A 15,736-nucleotide genomic window follows, 5' to 3' on the forward strand; every position below is an offset into this window, starting at 1 on the left:
GCGTGAATCTGCCGAATTGGCTCGACCTCGTTGTGCTTTCGGTGACCGCGGTGGCGGCGTTCTTCGGCTGGCGGCGGGGTGCGATCACCGCGGTCCTCGGGTTTCTGGGCATTGTCGCGGGCGCCGTTCTGGGCGCGGTCATCGCGACGGTGACACTGGCCCAGCTGGCGCCCGGTGGGCTGCGGTTGCTGATCGCCGTGCTGCTCATCGTCGCGCTGGTGGCGGTGGGTGAAACCGCTGGTCACCGGCTCGGGCGGGCGACGCGGCGCACTGTGCGCGGGCAGGGCGCGCAGCGGGCGGACGCGGTGGGTGGCTCCTTCGTGCATGCCGTCGCGGTGCCGCTCGCGGTGTGGTTGTTCGCGGTGCCGTTGACCATGTCGCCGAGTCTGGCTTCGGCCGTGCGTGAATCGCGGGTGGTCCGCACGGTGGACGATGTCGCGCCGTACTGGTTGGCGGGGCTGCCGAGCAAGCTGGCGACGCCGCTGGTCGATGCGGGGCTGGTGCTTCCGCTGGCACCGCCGGACGCGAACATTCTGACGAGCACAGTTCCCGCCGATCTCCAGAAGAGCGTGTTGCGTATTTCCGGATCGTCACCGGCCTGTAGGCGGACGCAGTTCGGTTCCGGGTTCGTGATCGCGCCGGAGCGGGTGCTGTCCAACGCGCACGTTGTCGCGGGCACCGCGAAGGTTTCGGTCGATACGCCCGGCGGGCCGATGCAGGCCACCGTCGTGCAGTTCGATCCGGTGCTCGATCTGGCGGTGCTCGCGGTGCCCGGACTCACGGCGCCGGCGGTTACCGTCGCGCCCGGGCCGGTCGCCGCGGGTGCGGACGCGATCGTCCTCGGCTATCCGCGCGGCGGGCTGTACACCGCCGCTGCCGCGCGGGTTGCCCAACGGACCGCGAGCCGGGTTCCCGACATCTACCACAGCGGGATCAGCGAACGTTCGACGTACGTGTTGAACGGTGCTGTGCAGGAGGGTGATTCGGGCGGGCCGCTGGTCGACACCCAGGGCCGGGTGCTCGGCATGGTGTTCGGTGTCGATCCGGACAACGAGGGTGTCGGGCTGGCCACGGAGCTGCCCGAGATCCTTCAGCGCCTGGGCGGTACCGACAACAGCGCCGTCGGTACCGGTCCCTGCATCGCCTAAGCGGCGTCGGCGATGATGATCACGCCGCGGGACGCGTCCAGCAGCGGAATCGTCCGGGCCGCAGCATCATCCACGTGCACGCGCGGATGAGCGGGCAGCTCGCCTTCGTAATAGGTTCCGGGACCGTAGAACTGGCCGTACTTCACCACCACGCCATCGATGTCGAGGACGGCCGCCTCGTGATCTTCGATCACTTGGGCACCGCCCGCCGGTTCCCACGCGATGCTCTGCGCGAGGAAACGCTTCGCGCCGGCGGCGCGGGCGGCGGCGATGAGGTTGCGCGTGCCCTCGGTGCGGATGCGCGAGTTCGCGTTCGCCGCCTCGGACAGGCGCGCGACATCGTCGGGCAGGTCGGTCAGCTGGTGCATGACCATGTCGGGGCCGAAGTCGACGACGGCCGCGGTCAGCGCGTCCAGGTCGTAGACATCGCAGATCACCGGGACCGCCCCGGCGTCGCGCACCTGGTCCGCCTTGGTGGCCGATCGGGTCATCCCCGCGACCTCGTGTCCCGCCTCGACCAGCAGCGGGACCAACCTTGTTCCGATCACGCCGGTCGCACCGGCCAGAAAGATCCGCATCATTCCACCCTAGTGAGCCGGTCGGGTGTGAGACGTTTCAACGTGTCGTCGGCGATTTGTGAGGAACTCGAATGCACACGTCAGTAGTGGACCTACCCCAAGGAAAGGTGCGCGGGAGCGCTACCGGATCCGTGCACGCGTTTCTCGGAATACCTTATGCGGCAGCGCCATTGGGTGCCGAACTGTTCCAGGCGCCCGGCCCCGCGCCCACCTGGGATGACGAACGGGACGCCACCCGATTCGGCCCCACCGCACCGCAGCTGGGCTATCCGGAGCCCCTGCGCTCGATTCTGCACAACCCGATCATCGAGGGGCCCGAGTTCCTCAATCTCAATGTGTGGACGCCCGATCCGACCGCCTCGGGTCTGCCGGTCATGGTCTGGATCCACGGTGGGGCGTTCCGCGTCGGTTCCAGCGCGGTCTCGGTGTACAACGGGCATGCGTTCGCCCGGGACGGTGTTGTCCTGGTCAGCCTCAACTACCGGTTGGGCGCGATCGGTTTCGCCGCCCTCGAAGGCACGCCCGCCAATCGCGGCATCCTCGACCAGATCGCCGCGCTGGAGTGGGTCCGCTACAACATCGCCGCCTTCGGTGGAGACCCCGCGCAAGTCACCCTCTTCGGCGAATCCGCGGGCGCGATGAGCGTCGCCACGCTGCTCGCGTCGCCCCTGACCACCGGCCTGTTCCAGCGCGCAATCATCCAGAGCGGCAACGGATCCATCGCCTCCACCCTCGACGACGCCCGCCTCGTCGCCACCGACTTCGCCGGACGGCTCGACACCACCCCCGAGGCCGCCGAAATCCCCGCCCTCCTCGAAGCAGAGCGAAACCTGGTCCTCGACTTCACCCTTCGCCAGGACCCGGCCCGCTGGGGCCGATCCACCCTCACCGCCAGTCTCGGCCTGATGGCCTTCCTCCCTACCATCGACAACCACGTCCTCACCCAACTCCCCGTCGATGCGATCGCCGCGGGCGCAGCCCACGACATCCCCCTCATCATCGGCACCACCGCCGACGAATTCCGCCTCTACACCGCGCCCGCCGGCCTCACCCTCACCCCCGATTCCCTCACCAATGTCCTCAGCGCCCGCGGCCTGGACCCCACCGTCGTCGACACCTATTCGGCCAACCGCCCCAACGCAACTCCCGGCGACCTCCTGGCCGCCATCCTCACCGACTGGGCCTTCCGCGTCCCCGCCACCCGCCTCGCCGAAGCGGCCACCACCGCCCACGTCTACGAATTCGCCTGGCCCACACCCCACCTCGACCTCCGCGCCTGCCACGCCAGCGAAATCGCCTTCGTCTTCGACACATTGACCGCCGAAGGCACCACAATGATGCTCGGCCCCCACACCCCACCCCAAACCCTGGCATCCGAAATCCACCACACCTGGACCGATTTCGCCCACGCCCGCACCCCCTGGCCCCCTTACAACCCAACCACCCGACAAGTAATGACCTTCAACACCCCACGCTCCCAACTAATCTCAAACCCCCGCCCCGACGAACTAGCCCTCTGGACCTGACCGCTCGGACGTTTCACGCACACCAGCTTTTCGAGACGTGCTCGATTTGCCGGTCATATCGTGCACGGCGAAATGGGAAGTGCGCCGCATGCGACACCGTCGGCAATGGTCGGCGGAATTGCGAAACCTCTTGAATGGCAGCAGGTAGAACGCGGCACGCGGCGTTATGCGTAAAACGCGCAAAGCGGGCATTACCGCTTCCGGAGCGGGATGGCCACGGGTTTGAGTCGAGCGAAAATCAAGGGTAGCGCTGGGGTGGGATCGGGTCGTATCGTGGCTCGGCTCGATGGTGTGTGGCTATCGTGGACGCGGCAGCAGCCGCGCTCGCATTCTGAGGATCACAAAGGAGTATGCCCGTGAACGTAGACCTGTCCGGCGCGCAGTGGTTCAAGAGCCGTCGCAGTGGTGCCTCCAAGGATTGCGTGGAGGTGGCCTTCATCGAAGGTGGCGCGGTCGGTGTCCGGGACTCGAAGAACCCCACCGGACCGGCCCTGGTGTTCGCCCCCGAAGCCTGGGACGCCTTCACCACACGGGTAGCCGACGGCGACTTCGACCGCGCATAACTCCACCCTCAGCCAGCCGTCGAGCCCGACTCCAAGAGTCGGGCTCGACCCCTGCGAACACCGCTCATGCGTAAGAGTTGTCGGGAATCAGGCTCGGATTTCGGGCGGGTGAATTCGCCCGGTTGGGTAGATGGGCTCTGGTCGGTCTTCGAAGAGGTAGTCGCGGAAGGCTTGTAGGTAGTCGTCTAGTTGTTGTTGATCGTCGAACCTGATCTCGGTGGGGTCGGACCATTCGGCGGGGGTTGGATGCCAAGTGATCATGAAGTCGAGGGCTTCGCGCATCATCAACGCGTATGCCGAGTCCCGGGCGACGTTGCCACGGACCACCGGGGCGGCGGTCGGCATCGAGGCGCAGTACCGGGCGGAGTGCATCCAGACGAGTGGCCAGAGGAGGCCGCCGATGTGCGGGATTTCGTCCCACCACGTGGCCTGTGCGCCAAGGGTTTCGCTTGCTCGCGCTCGGCCGAGGGGTGCTGCGATCGGTGTCGGAAGGTCGAAGTGCTCACCGGTTCGGCTGACGGAGCGCAGGGTCGGGCCGGTTCGGAGATTGTCGGCGGGGTACCAGACGCCTCGCCATACCGGGACGCCGACAAAGGGTGGGTTCACCGGGAGTGGTTCGGCCAGTGAGACATCGACCGTTATGCGGCGTACCGGTGGCAACGAGCCGCCGTGGGCCAGGGCGGCGACGAGGGTCAGGCAATCTCGCGCGTCGTATCCGGTGACACCCACGCCTTGCTCCAGTGGTGGCCATTGACAATACGAGCCGTTCGCCGGCAGATCGAACTCGATCCAGAATCGCCGTACCGTTGACATGCGCGATTCCTCCGATCGATCTGTGGCACCGGACGAATGATGCCAGCGTCGATCGATGACAGCCACACGATTATTCGGGTCCACAGCGTTGGCCGAGGCCCCGCTCATCCGACCGGGTCGGCGCGAACGGTCAGGTTTCGGTAAGCCCCGCGGCGGTCAGCGTGAGGTGGTGGATCAAGGTCTCGGCCGCGGCGTCGGCATCGCGAGCCAGCGCCGTTTCCTCCAACCTGCGGTGTTCCACAGACCCGTCCCGGCCGGGATTGCGCTGCCCGGACCAGCGCCGGGCCAACTCGCTCGCGATCCACATGCGATCGAAAGTCTCCAGCAGGAACGGATTCCCGCAACCTTCCAACAGCGTGCGGTGGAAGACCCGGTGCGCCTCGGACCACTCTTCGGTGTAGAACTCGCCGCCGTCCGGCACGAACGGCGGCGTGCGCGCCAGCCGATGGTGCGCGGCACGCACACGCGCCTCCCAGTCGATGTCGCCGCGCTCGATGGACATCCGCAGCATCGCCGGCTCGATGGTCCGGCGCGCCTCTGCGATCTCCTGCCAGCGACGATCGGAGAAGGCCGGGACGGCGAAGCCTCGATTGTGCAGCCGATCGGCGAGCCCCTCACCGACCACCCGCACCAGCGCTTCCCGCACGACGGCGAGGCTCACGCCCTGTTCCTTGGCGAGGTCCTGGGGTTTGAGCGCCGCACCGGGCGCGTACTCCCCACGCATGATCGCGTCCCGCAGGTGCAGGTAGATCTGCTCGCTGAGCATCTGTTTCCCCGACGAGGTCGAGGCAGCAGCCGTCCTGGTCATGCACCGAGTATAGACGATCTGGCAGATAATCGATTATTAGTGCTATGGTCGATCTAGCGGTCACACCGCCGATCTCCACGCACGGCTTGAAAGGAACGACGCGATGAGCGCCAACAACCCCTTCGCCCGCCTACCCGAGGCGGCCACCTTCACGGTCACCAGCAACACCGTCACCAACGGCGGCGCCTGGTCACCCGAGCAGCACTCCGCCGGCGCCCCCGGCGGCAAGGACACCTCCCCGCACCTGTCCTGGAGCGGAGCTCCGGAGGGCACGAAGAGCTACGCCGTCACCGTCTACGACCCCGATGCCCCGACGGGCTCCGGGTTCTGGCACTGGGCGGTCGCCGACATCCCGGCCACGGTCACCGAATTGCCCGAGGGCGCGGGCGACGACACCGGATCGGGCCTGCCCGAAGGCGCGTACCAGATCCTCAATGACGCACGCGCAGCACGCTTTCTGGGCGCGGCCCCGCCGGCCGGTCACGGCAAGCACCGCTACTTCGTCGTGGTGCACGCCCTCGACGTCGACACCATCGGCGTCGCGGCCGACGCCACCCCGGCCATCCTCGGCTTCACCATGTCCGGCCACATCCTCGGCCGCGCGGTCCTGACCGCCACGGCGGAAACCCTTCCGGCAGGCGAAGTTCCAGCACCGGACACCGATCGGGTCGAGGTCTCCCGTCTCATCCCCGCCGCCCCCGACGCCATCTTCGCGGTCCTCACCGACCCGAACGGCCACGTGGACATCGACGCCTCGGGCATGCTCCTCGACGCCGAAGGCAAGCCGGTCACCCAGGCCGGCGACCGCTTCCTGGTCCACATGGACCGAGAAGCCTTGGGCGACTTCCCCCTCGGCAAGTACGACGTCGAGGTCGTCATCACCAAGTTCACCGCGGACCAGGAGATCGCCTGGACCGTCGAGGGTCAGATCCGCCCGCCGGTCCGCCACATCTACGGCTACCGGCTGGAGCCGACCGAAGACGGCACCCTGGTCACCTCCTACTACGACTGGTCCGAGATCGACGAAAAATGGCGCGAGCGCCTCACTTTCCCGGTGGTCCCCGAGTCCGCCCTCAAGGCCACCCTCGGCATCCTGGAGCGCACCGTCCGCCGCCGCGCCGCCGAATGACGCCGATTACGATGCCGGGGAATCCAACACAAGGAGCGGCTTGATGGAAGCAACGTTCGATGTGGCCGCCCTGGTCGGCCACCACTACCGGGCCGAGGACTATTACGAGGTCGGCCGGGAGAAGATCCGCGAATACGCCCGCGCGGTACAGGATTTCCATCCGGTGCACTGGAGCGAGGACGCGGCCGACGAACTCGGCTACCCGGGCCTGGTCGCGCCGACCACGTTCGTCTCGATCCCCGCGATGCTGGCCAACCGCAAGCTGTTCGAGACCGTCATCACCGGTTACGACGTATTCGTGCAGACCGACCAGGTTTTCGAGATGTACCAGCCGGTGGTCACCGGCGACCGGCTGATCAGCGACGTCGAGCTCGCCTCGGTGCGCCGGGTGGCGGGCAATGACCTGCTCACCATCAAGAACACCTTCACCGACCAGACCGGCAAGGTCGTGCAGGTCATGCACACGACCGTCGCGGGCGTCACCGGTGCCGACGTCGCCGCCGGAATCGGCGACGCGATCGAGCGCGTGGTCATGCACGGCATCGAAATCCCGTCCCGGGCAACGATGTCCGAGCAGCCGATCGAATCGAAGCCGACCTCGGTGACCGATCCGACCCTGTCCGAGGTCTCCCGAAAGCGCGCACCGCGCACCGCGATCCGCTTCGAGGACCTCAACGTCGGCGATGAACTCCCCACGCGGGTAACCCAACTCACGCGGGGCGACCTGGTGAACTATGCCGGCGTGGCCGGCGACGCCAACCCCATCCACTGGCACGACGATGTCGCCTCGCTCACCGGCCTGCCCGACGTGATCGCGCACGGCATGCTCACCATGGGCCTCGGCGCGGGCTTCGTCACCGGCTGGCTCGGCGACCCCGGCGCCGTGACCAGGTACGGCGTCCGTCTCTCCAACTACACCGTCATCGACGCGCGCTCGTCCGGCAGTGTGGAATTCAGCGGGCGGATCAAGTCACTGGATCCGGAGACCAGGACCGCCGTCGTCGTGATCGTCGCGAAGTCGGCGGGCCGCAAGGTCTTCGGTCTCGCCACGGCCAACGTCCGCCTGGCCTGACGCCACCCACCGGTCCGGCGACACGCACCGAAGTGCACTGCTGGACAAGTGATCACCGGGAACCGGTGCACTTGGCGTCTCGCCCGACGCCAGCACCAGTTCCCGGTGATCGTTCGACCGACTATTTCCGCGTCCGCGAGGACTTCTTCGGCGCGCCTACGTACTGCGCGAGATGCTCACCGGTGAGCGTGGAACGATCGGCAACCAACTCCGCCGGGGTGCCCTCGAAGACGATCTTGCCGCCATCGTGACCGGCCCCCGGCCCGAGGTCGATGATCCAGTCGGCGTGCGCCATCACGGCCTGATGGTGCTCTATGACGATCACCGACTTACCCGACTCGACCAGCCGATCCAGCAGGGCCAGCAGGTTTTCCACATCGGCGAGGTGCAGCCCGGTGGTCGGCTCGTCGAGGACGTAGACGCCGCCCTTGTCGCCCATGTGCGTGGCCAGCTTCAGCCGCTGCCGCTCGCCGCCGGACAGCGTGGTCAGCGGCTGGCCGATGGTCAGGTACCCGAGGCCGACGTCGGCAAGTCGCTCGAGGATGGCATGCGCGGCCGGAATGCGCGCCTCCCCCGACCCGAAGAACTCCTCGGCTTCGGCCACCGACATCGCCAGCACCTCGCTGATGTCGCGCCCGCCGAGGTGGTAGTCCAGCACCGAGGCGTCGAATCGCTTGCCCTCGCACACCTCACAGGTGCTCGCGGTGCCCGCCATCATCCCGAGATCGGTGTAGATGACGCCCGCCCCGTTGCAATTCGGGCACGCACCTTCGGAATTGGAGCTGAACAGCGCCGGCTTCACGTCGTTGACCTTCGCGAACGCCTTGCGGATCGGTTCGAGCAGCCCGGTGTAGGTCGCCGGATTGCTGCGCCGGGAACCGCGGATCGGCGTCTGATCGACCGCGATCACCCCTTCCGCGGCGGGTACCGACCGATGCACCAGCGAACTCTTGCCGGAACCAGCAACACCGGTGATGACGCAGAGCACCCCGAGCGGGATATCGACGTCCACATTCTGGAGGTTGTTCGCCGACGCGCCCCGAATTTCCAACGCGCCCTTGGGCTCTCGTACCGACTCCTTGAGCGCCGCCCGATCGTCGAAGTGACGTCCGGTGATGGTTCCGCTGTCCCGCAGCCCCTCGACGGTCCCCTCGAAACAGACTGTGCCGCCACCGGATCCGGCGCCGGGACCGAGATCCACGACGTGGTCGGCGATGACGATGGTCTCCGGCTTGTGCTCGACGACGAGCACCGTGTTGCCCTTGTCCCGCAACTGCAACAGCAGATCGTTCATCCGCTGGATATCGTGCGGGTGCAGCCCGATGGTCGGCTCGTCGAACACGTAGGTGACGTCGGTGAGCGCCGACCCGAGATGCCGAATCATCTTGACCCGCTGCGCTTCACCGCCGGACAGCGTGCCCGACGGACGTTCCAGCGAGAGGTAGCCGAGCCCGATCTCGACGAACGAATCCAGGGTGTGCACCAGCGAATCGAGCAACGGCTTGACCGATGGTTCGTCCAGTGCGCGCACCCATTCCACGAGATCGCGGATCTCCATCGAGCACAGGTCGGCGATGTTCTTGCGCTTGATCTTCGACGACCTGGCCTCGGCGCTGAGCCGGGTCCCGTCGCAGTCCGGACAGGTGGCGAAGGTGACCGCGCGGTCGACGAACGCGCGGATGTGCGGCTGCATCGACTCCCGGTCCTTGGCCAGGAACGACTTCTGGATCTTCGGGATCAGCCCCTCGTAGGTGAGGTTGACGCCGTCGACCTTGACCTTGACCGGCTCCTTGTAGAGGAAGTCGTTGAGTTCCTTCTTGGTGTACTTGCGGATCGGCTTGTCCGGGTCGACGAAGCCGGACTCGGCGTAGACCCGCACGGTCCAGAAGCTGTCGGATTTCCAGCCGGGAATGGTGAACGCACCCTCGGTCAGCGATTTGGAGTCGTCGTAGAGCTGGGTGAGGTCGATGTCGGAGACCGAGCCGCGTCCCTCGCAGCGCGGGCACATGCCGCCGGTGATCTTGAAGCTGCGGCGTTCCCGGACAGTCCGGCCGGCGCGCTCGATGCTGACCGCGCCCGCGCCGCTGATCGAGGCGACATTGAACGAATACGCCTGCGGCGAGCCGATATGCGGCTTGCCGAGCCGGCTGAACAGGATGCGCAGCATCGCGTTCGCGTCGGTCGCGGTGCCGACGGTGGAGCGCGGATCGGAACCCATTCGCTGCTGATCGACGGTGATCACCGTGGTCAGCCCCTCGAGCACATCGACCTCGGGGCGCGCCAGCGTCGGCATGAAGCCCTGCACGAACGAGCTGTAGGTCTCGTTGATCAGCCGCTGCGACTCCGCGGCGATGGTGCTGAACACCAGCGAGCTCTTGCCCGAGCCGGAGACGCCGGTGAACACCGTCAGCCTGCGCTTCGGGATCTCGATGCTGACATCCTGCAAGTTGTTCACCCGCGCGCCGTGCACGCGGATCAGGTCGTGACTGTCGGCAACGGGTTGCGCGGGCGCTTTCGTGCCCTTCTTCGAGGCGGTGGTCATCGTGTCTCCATCTAACCGGTGATCGGTGCTGTCAGGCGGCGTTCGGGCGAAGGTTGCGCCGCTTGGCGCGGTAAGGCTGGACGTACATGTACAAACCGGTGCCCATCAGCAAGAACAGCGGCGGCAGCGGCAGATAGAACAGCCAGACCGCGGTCTCGGTCAAGCCGAAGGCCGCGCCGATGAACGCGAGCACGACGGTCGCGGTGAAGATGAGCGACAGCAGACGGTGCAGCTGCCGATTTCGCTTGCTCCAGGCCATGATGTCATTTCCTTTCCAGTTCGGAGGCTATCCGGCAGTTACCGCGGCAGGCAGCGAACACGCTGAACTGGAGCCTGGTCCAGCGCGGTGGGCGCTGCGCCGTCTGCGTTCGGTGAGCTGACTCAGCTCTGCTGCTGGATCCGGACCATGTTGCCGGCCGGATCGCGGAACGCGCAGTCGCGCACGCCGTAGGGCTGGTCGGTCGGTTCTTGGACCACCTCGGCGTCGGCGGCCTGCAAACGTTCGAAGGACCCGTCGAGGTCCTTGGTTGCCAGCACGATGCTGCCGTAGGTGCCCTTGGCCATCATCTCGTCGACGGTGCGGCGCTCGTCGTCGGTGAGGCCGGGGGTGGCCTCCGGCGGGAACAGGACGATGGAGGTGCCGGGCTGATCGGCGGGTCCGACCGTGATCCAGCGCAGCGCGTTGTAGCCGACGTCGTTGCGGACCTCGAAGCCGAGGGTGTCGCGATAGAACGCGATGGCGGCGTCCGGGTCGTTCTGCGGAAGGAAGCTCGCGTGAATGGTGATGTTCATGCTGATCAGGCTAATTCCGGGGCAGCCGCCTGCGCTTCTCGATTCCTGATCGGTCTGGTGACCTGTTTGGCCACGCACGACGGCATGCCCGCGGTCGACTCCGCCGCGTCGCGTTTGTAGGCGCTCGGCGGGACCCCGACCAGCTCGGTGAAGCGGGTGCTGAACGTGCCCAGCGACGAGCAGCCGACCGCGAAACAGACCTCGGTGACGCTCAGGTCGCCGCGGCGCAGCAACGCCATCGCGCGCTCGATGCGCCGGGTCATCAGATAGCTGTAGGGCGCCTCGCCGTACGCGAGCTTGAACTGCCGACTGAGGTGACCGGCCGACATGTGCGCGTCGCGGGCCAGGGCCTCAACGTCGAGGGGTTGCGCGTACTCCCGGTCGATCCGATCACGCACCCGGCGCAGCCGCGCGAGGTCGCGCAGGTGCGACGCGTCGGCGGAACTGCTGGTCATGGGTCCGATCGTGCCATGTCGCGTCGGAGTTGCCCAGCGGGGTCGTCGCGGCATATATATTTGCGGCCGCGGTTCGAATTCGCGGCGAGTTTCGTTCTACCCGTGCCGCGAGAACTTAATGGACCTTAATTCTATGGGGATGCACCGCGTCGTTCGATACGACAGTATCGACGGTCGTGACCGCTTATCTCGACCCCGAATCACCAACGCTCGAACAGTTACTCGATGATGCCGCATTGATGTCTTTCGAACATCAAGACCACTGCGTCCAGGTACTCGGTGAGCATCGATGGCAGGTCGGTTATGAACCGCCGCGGTTCGAGTTCTTCGGCGATCACCCGTTGGCGTGCAAGCGGTTTCACGTGCTGGGCACGGCGGCGCCGAGGCCGCGCAGCTGGCTCTGGAGTTGGGCGAACAACGATTGGTATCCGCCGGAGCTGACCGAGCTGGCCCGGTCGGTGCGCGATTACGGTCTGCGGCACGGGATTTCGGCGTTGCACACGGCCGAGGTGCCGTTCGCGCGGCTGCCCGGATCGCCGACCGAGGCGAGCCGGGTCACCTGGCTGATGGGCGAGCTGGCCAAGGCGGTGTCCGGCAGTTGGACCTGGTACAGCTGCGATGTCGGCGGCGGCACGCGGCTCGCGGTGCTGATCGAGCATCCCGATCTGACGCTGCCCGCCCCGGATCTGCCGCGGGTCCGGCGCGTGCTCGATTGGGCGCTCGAGCTCGGCGTGCCCGACCACAAGCGCATTCTGTTCAGCTACGCCATGCAGCGGGGACTGGACCCACGGTTCAACCAGGACGCCTCGAAGCTGCGCATGACCAGTCCCGGCGTCCAGGTCGTCATCACGTTCAACGAGAACGGTCACATCACGGGGATGTCGTCGTCGCGCGGCACCGCCACCATCGGGTAGCCCCGGGTTAATCGCTGGCGTCGACGATTCGACCGGCTAGGATCGGTGACGCGGCGTTGACGAGCGTGACGAACTCCGAGCCGCGTCGGCCGGTCACCGACTGAGAAAATCGACCAGCCAGAGGCAGCGAGCAGCACGCTGCGAAGGTGTGGTGGCACCGCGACGGACCCGATCGCCCACACCTCCCGGGGATAGCTACCAGGAGGTGAAACTGATGCCACGCACTCTTTGTTCGGCCCTGCCGACCACTCGACCACGTAGCGGCCCGGTGACCATCGAGGGATGGATACACCGGCGCCGGCAACTCGCGAACGTCACATTCGTTGTGCTGCGCGACCGTTCCGGATTCGCGCAGATCGTGGTGACCGATCCCCTGGTCCGCGAACAGGTTTCGGGCCTGCCGGAGGAAACCGTGGTTCGGGTGACCGGGACGGCGCTCGAGAACGCCAAGGCACCCGGCGGAATCGAAATCATCGACCCGGCAGTGCATCCGCTCGGCGCGCCCGCCGAGCCGCCGCCGGTCGAGCTGTGGCGACCCAGCCTCGGCGTCACCCTGCCGACCGCCCTCGACCATGCCGCGATCACCTGGCGGCATCCCGCCCGGCAGGCGGTGTGGCAGATCGCGGCCGCCTCCATGTCGGGCTTCCGTCGTCACCTCGACGGCGCCGGATTCACCGAGGTCACGACGCCGAAGATCGTCGGCCAATCGACCGAGTCCGGCGCAAACGTGTTCACGCTGGACTACTTCGGCTCGACGGCCTACCTCGCGCAGTCCCCGCAGCTGTACAAGCAGATGCTCACCGGCGTCTTCGAACGGGTCTACGAGGTCGGCCCGGTCTTTCGCGCCGAACCGCACGACACCGCCCGGCACCTCGCCGAATATGTCTCCCTCGACGTCGAATTCGGCTTCATCCGCGACCACCGCGACGTACTCGCCCAGCTGCGTGCCGTTCTCGCCGCCATGGTCGATTCGATCGGCGAAAAGGCCGGGGCCGCAGTGCGAACCGTGGGCGCCGAGCTGCCGTTCGTGCCCGAGCAGATCCCGGTCATCCACTTCCGCGAGGCCCTGGAACTGGTCGGCGCAGCACCGACCGAACCCGACCTCGCACCCGAGCACGAACGCTTCCTCGGCAAGTGGGCGAAGGCGCAATTCGACTCGGATTTCCTTGCGGTAGAGGGATATCCGGCGGTCAAACGCCCCTTCTACACGCATCCGCAGCCGAGCGACCCGCGCTGGACGAACTCCTTCGACCTGCTCTTCCGCGGGCTCGAATTGGTCACCGGCGGCCAACGGCTGCACAACCACGCCGACTACCTCGAGGCACTGGCGTCCCGCGGCGAAGACCCCGCCGAATACGCCCCCTACCTCGAAGCCATGCGCCACGGCATGCCCCCGCACGGCGGCTTCGCCATCGGCCTGGAACGGTGGGTCACCCGCCTCATCGAAGCCGACAACATCCGCCACGCCACCCTGTTCCCCCGGGACCTACACCGCCTCCGCCCCTGACCCTCGATCAGGACATCCCCGTGGCGCACCCCGTGTTTCGCCGCTGGGATGTCCCGATCGAGACACTGGCGGTACGGTGGTGGCCAGCGGTTTCGGCGGCGTGGCGAGAGTGGGGAAGATGACGATCATGAGTAGGTCCATACGGCGGCTCGAGCCGGGCAGCCGAGACACACAGGTGTTCGGCGAACCGTATGAAACCGCCGATGGTTCCACCGTCATCACCGTCACCAGGGCCGGCGGCGGACCGTTCGCGACGACGCCGCTCGGCATCTTCGTCATCCATGACGGCAAGGTGTCCTGGGAGTCGGCGATCGACACCACGCGCGTCGCTTTGTTCGCCGAGTTCATCGGGCTGGCGGCGGCGGTGATCGCCACCCTCGCAGTGTTCCGCCGGCCGCCGTGGCCCGATCTGTCCGCCAACGGGTTGAGCGCGATGCGAAATCTCAAGTCGGCGTGGAAATAACGCCGGACTTTCAGTGCGTTTCGTAGACGTAGCAACCGAATCCGTCGACCCGCGCCGGCAGTGACGCCTCGCCGTAGGCATTACCGCCGGATTGCCCCTCGCAGACCGCGATGATGTCGGGCTTCGGCTGCACGCCGCGCTGGTGCAGCTTGAACTTCTGCTTGATCTGACCGGCCTCAGGTGCGCCGTTGTTCGCCTGGCAGTTCCCGGACCCCTTCGCGCCGACCTCCTCCGGCTCCTCGATGGAGTCGCAGATGTAGGTCCACTGCTCCTCGGCGGTGGCGGCCGAGGCGAGAGCGGTCAGACCGGCAGCCGCCGCGACGAACAAGATTGCGAGGGTGACGATCCGGGCCGGGCGAAAGCGCATGACAATCCCCATTCTGTACGGTGTCGTTCCAGGCGATAGCGCGAACCGTAGCGGAATAGGACGCGGCTTTGCCCGATTTCCACCGGGTGTCGCGAGCGAATCATCGACCATTGAAAAGCCGGAGCGAAACTCCATAAAAGCCGTCGGCGAATATCGGCAATTCCGGCGGAACTAATGTTTGTCGAAGTCGCGCGTCGGGTAAAGACGCGCCGAACTCATCCGGCAATCAGCAGGTTTCACGCCAAGCGTCGAGTTCGCGGTTCTTCCGGATAGAAGACAGCCCGAGCCGGGCCGAGTCCGCGCAGAACTCGGTGAGCTTCAGCTTGTACTCCGCGTGGAACACCGGCTTGCCCGCCTCGATGAACGGCGTCAGCTTGTCGCAGGTCGCCCGTTCCTCGAAGCACTGCTCGTTGACCGAGAAGTCGAACAGACCGGCCAGCGTCGACACCTGGTCCAGATCGTTCTTCAACCCGATGGCCAGACCGCGATCGTGCGCGAGACCCGCCAGCATGCGGTTGTACGCCAACTGATCGGCGGCGGTGATCTTCAGATCGCCGGTGTCCTGGTTGTGCAGATCGGCCCAGTCCGGTTCGACGCCGTCGAAGCCCTTCTGCTTGCACAGATCCATCCGCTTCGCCATCAGCGGCTTCAGCACGTCGATCTGTTTGACGTCGAGCCAGCGCTCGTCGTCCCACTCCGGGACCGGGCCGCTCTTCACGCTGTCCGGGAAGTCGCCCGCGTCCGGCCGGTAGGGCTCCCACGAGCCGCCCGACATGTAGCAGATCACCTTCCGCCCCTGGTCGTGCAGGGTTTTCACGGTCGCCGCCGGGTTCTCGAACAGGTCGATGTCGTAGACCTGGGCGTTGATCGAGGTGTCGACCGGCTCGTTGTGCAGCTGCCACTGCCAGGTGAGCCCCTTCTCCGGGTGCCACCACGGGCCCGGATCCGCCGCCGCGGAACCGAACGAGCACACCGCGACAACCGTGGCGACGGCGGCGAAGACGGTCGTGCGTAGCGAGGTTCGAGCGAAAGCCATACCGGCACAGTAGAACCAGGCCC

General features: G+C 66.7%; 17 protein-coding genes and 1 pseudogene. 9 read left to right on the forward strand and 9 right to left on the reverse strand.

Going from position 1 to position 15,736, the window contains the following annotated elements:
• The first annotated feature begins 2 nt into the window (after window positions 1-2).
• Window positions 3-1,148 (forward strand): MarP family serine protease, encoded by a 1,146-nt coding sequence (locus AB0M22_RS33040; protein WP_364735282.1) that lies wholly within the window; start codon window positions 3-5, stop codon window positions 1,146-1,148.
• On the opposite strand, the gene AB0M22_RS33045 is transcribed toward AB0M22_RS33040, so the two are convergent.
• Entirely contained in the window at window positions 1,145-1,726 is a 582-nt protein-coding gene (locus tag AB0M22_RS33045) for an NAD-dependent epimerase/dehydratase family protein (protein WP_364735284.1), read from the reverse strand. The genes AB0M22_RS33040 and AB0M22_RS33045 overlap by 4 nt on opposite strands.
• Before the next feature lie 71 nt (window positions 1,727-1,797).
• On the opposite strand from AB0M22_RS33045, the gene AB0M22_RS33050 reads away from it, so the two are divergent.
• Entirely contained in the window at window positions 1,798-3,252 is a 1,455-nt protein-coding gene (locus AB0M22_RS33050) for a carboxylesterase family protein (protein ID WP_364735286.1), read from the forward strand.
• Window positions 3,253-3,608: 356 nt separating this feature from the next.
• A complete protein-coding gene (locus tag AB0M22_RS33055) occupies window positions 3,609-3,815 on the forward strand; it encodes a DUF397 domain-containing protein (RefSeq protein WP_364735288.1) in 207 nt (68 codons plus the stop codon).
• Between the two features lie 87 nt (window positions 3,816-3,902).
• On the opposite strand, the gene AB0M22_RS33060 is transcribed toward AB0M22_RS33055, so the two are convergent.
• Window positions 3,903-4,628 carry a hypothetical protein gene (locus AB0M22_RS33060; protein ID WP_364735290.1) on the reverse strand — a complete coding sequence of 242 codons (726 nt, stop codon included), beginning with the start codon at window positions 4,626-4,628 and terminating at the stop codon, window positions 3,903-3,905.
• A 130-nt stretch (window positions 4,629-4,758) separates the two neighbouring features.
• Complete coding sequence (locus AB0M22_RS33065) at window positions 4,759-5,436, reverse strand: GntR family transcriptional regulator (RefSeq protein WP_364735292.1); 678 nt, start codon at window positions 5,434-5,436, stop codon at window positions 4,759-4,761.
• 103 nt (window positions 5,437-5,539) lie between these two features.
• Here AB0M22_RS33065 and AB0M22_RS33070 point away from each other — a divergent pair.
• The 3 genes and pseudogenes from AB0M22_RS33070 to AB0M22_RS33080 all read left to right on the forward strand — a co-directional run.
• Window positions 5,540-6,046: pseudogene (locus AB0M22_RS33070) on the forward strand (YbhB/YbcL family Raf kinase inhibitor-like protein); the annotation flags it as partial.
• On the forward strand, window positions 6,044-6,565 hold the full coding sequence (locus AB0M22_RS33075) for an SRPBCC family protein (protein WP_364736099.1): 522 nt from the start codon (window positions 6,044-6,046) through the stop codon (window positions 6,563-6,565). The pseudogene AB0M22_RS33070 and the gene AB0M22_RS33075, both read left to right, overlap by 3 nt.
• A gap of 43 nt (window positions 6,566-6,608) precedes the next feature.
• Window positions 6,609-7,637: a fused (3R)-hydroxyacyl-ACP dehydratase subunits HadA/HadB gene (locus tag AB0M22_RS33080; protein WP_364735294.1), complete on the forward strand. Its 1,029-nt coding sequence runs from the start codon at window positions 6,609-6,611 to the stop codon at window positions 7,635-7,637.
• 121 nt (window positions 7,638-7,758) lie between these two features.
• Here the strand turns inward: AB0M22_RS33080 and AB0M22_RS33085 are convergent, their stop codons facing one another.
• From AB0M22_RS33085 to AB0M22_RS33100, 4 genes are all read right to left on the reverse strand, one after another.
• Complete coding sequence (locus AB0M22_RS33085) at window positions 7,759-10,179, reverse strand: excinuclease ABC subunit UvrA (protein ID WP_364735296.1); 2,421 nt, start codon at window positions 10,177-10,179, stop codon at window positions 7,759-7,761.
• A gap of 31 nt (window positions 10,180-10,210) precedes the next feature.
• Window positions 10,211-10,438, reverse strand: coding sequence for a hypothetical protein (locus tag AB0M22_RS33090; protein ID WP_364735298.1), 228 nt, complete (start codon window positions 10,436-10,438; stop codon window positions 10,211-10,213).
• A 122-nt stretch (window positions 10,439-10,560) separates the two neighbouring features.
• Complete coding sequence (locus AB0M22_RS33095) at window positions 10,561-10,971, reverse strand: VOC family protein (RefSeq protein ID WP_364735300.1); 411 nt, start codon at window positions 10,969-10,971, stop codon at window positions 10,561-10,563.
• 5 nt (window positions 10,972-10,976) lie between these two features.
• Window positions 10,977-11,426, reverse strand: coding sequence for an AraC family transcriptional regulator (locus tag AB0M22_RS33100; protein ID WP_364735302.1), 450 nt, complete (start codon window positions 11,424-11,426; stop codon window positions 10,977-10,979).
• A gap of 176 nt (window positions 11,427-11,602) precedes the next feature.
• On the opposite strand from AB0M22_RS33100, the gene AB0M22_RS33105 reads away from it, so the two are divergent.
• From AB0M22_RS33105 to AB0M22_RS33115, 3 genes are all read left to right on the forward strand, one after another.
• Window positions 11,603-12,340, forward strand: a complete 738-nt coding sequence (locus AB0M22_RS33105) for a DUF6882 domain-containing protein (RefSeq protein ID WP_364735304.1) — start codon at window positions 11,603-11,605, stop codon at window positions 12,338-12,340.
• Between the two features lie 214 nt (window positions 12,341-12,554).
• Window positions 12,555-13,847, forward strand: a complete 1,293-nt coding sequence (aspS, locus tag AB0M22_RS33110) for an aspartate--tRNA(Asn) ligase (RefSeq protein WP_364735306.1) — start codon at window positions 12,555-12,557, stop codon at window positions 13,845-13,847.
• A 118-nt stretch (window positions 13,848-13,965) separates the two neighbouring features.
• Complete coding sequence (locus AB0M22_RS33115) at window positions 13,966-14,310, forward strand: hypothetical protein (protein WP_364735308.1); 345 nt, start codon at window positions 13,966-13,968, stop codon at window positions 14,308-14,310.
• 10 nt (window positions 14,311-14,320) lie between these two features.
• Here AB0M22_RS33115 and AB0M22_RS33120 read toward each other — a convergent pair whose 3' ends face one another.
• Window positions 14,321-14,677 (reverse strand): hypothetical protein, encoded by a 357-nt coding sequence (locus AB0M22_RS33120; RefSeq protein ID WP_364735310.1) that lies wholly within the window; start codon window positions 14,675-14,677, stop codon window positions 14,321-14,323.
• Window positions 14,678-14,903: 226 nt separating this feature from the next.
• The gene (locus AB0M22_RS33125) at window positions 14,904-15,713 is read right to left on the reverse strand and encodes an endo alpha-1,4 polygalactosaminidase (protein ID WP_364735312.1); all 810 of its coding nucleotides are present in this window, start codon (window positions 15,711-15,713) and stop codon (window positions 14,904-14,906) included.
• Window positions 15,714-15,736: the final 23 nt, after the last annotated feature.

This window comes from Nocardia sp. NPDC051756 (genome assembly GCF_040681495.1).
GTDB lineage: Bacteria > Actinomycetota > Actinomycetes > Mycobacteriales > Mycobacteriaceae > Nocardia.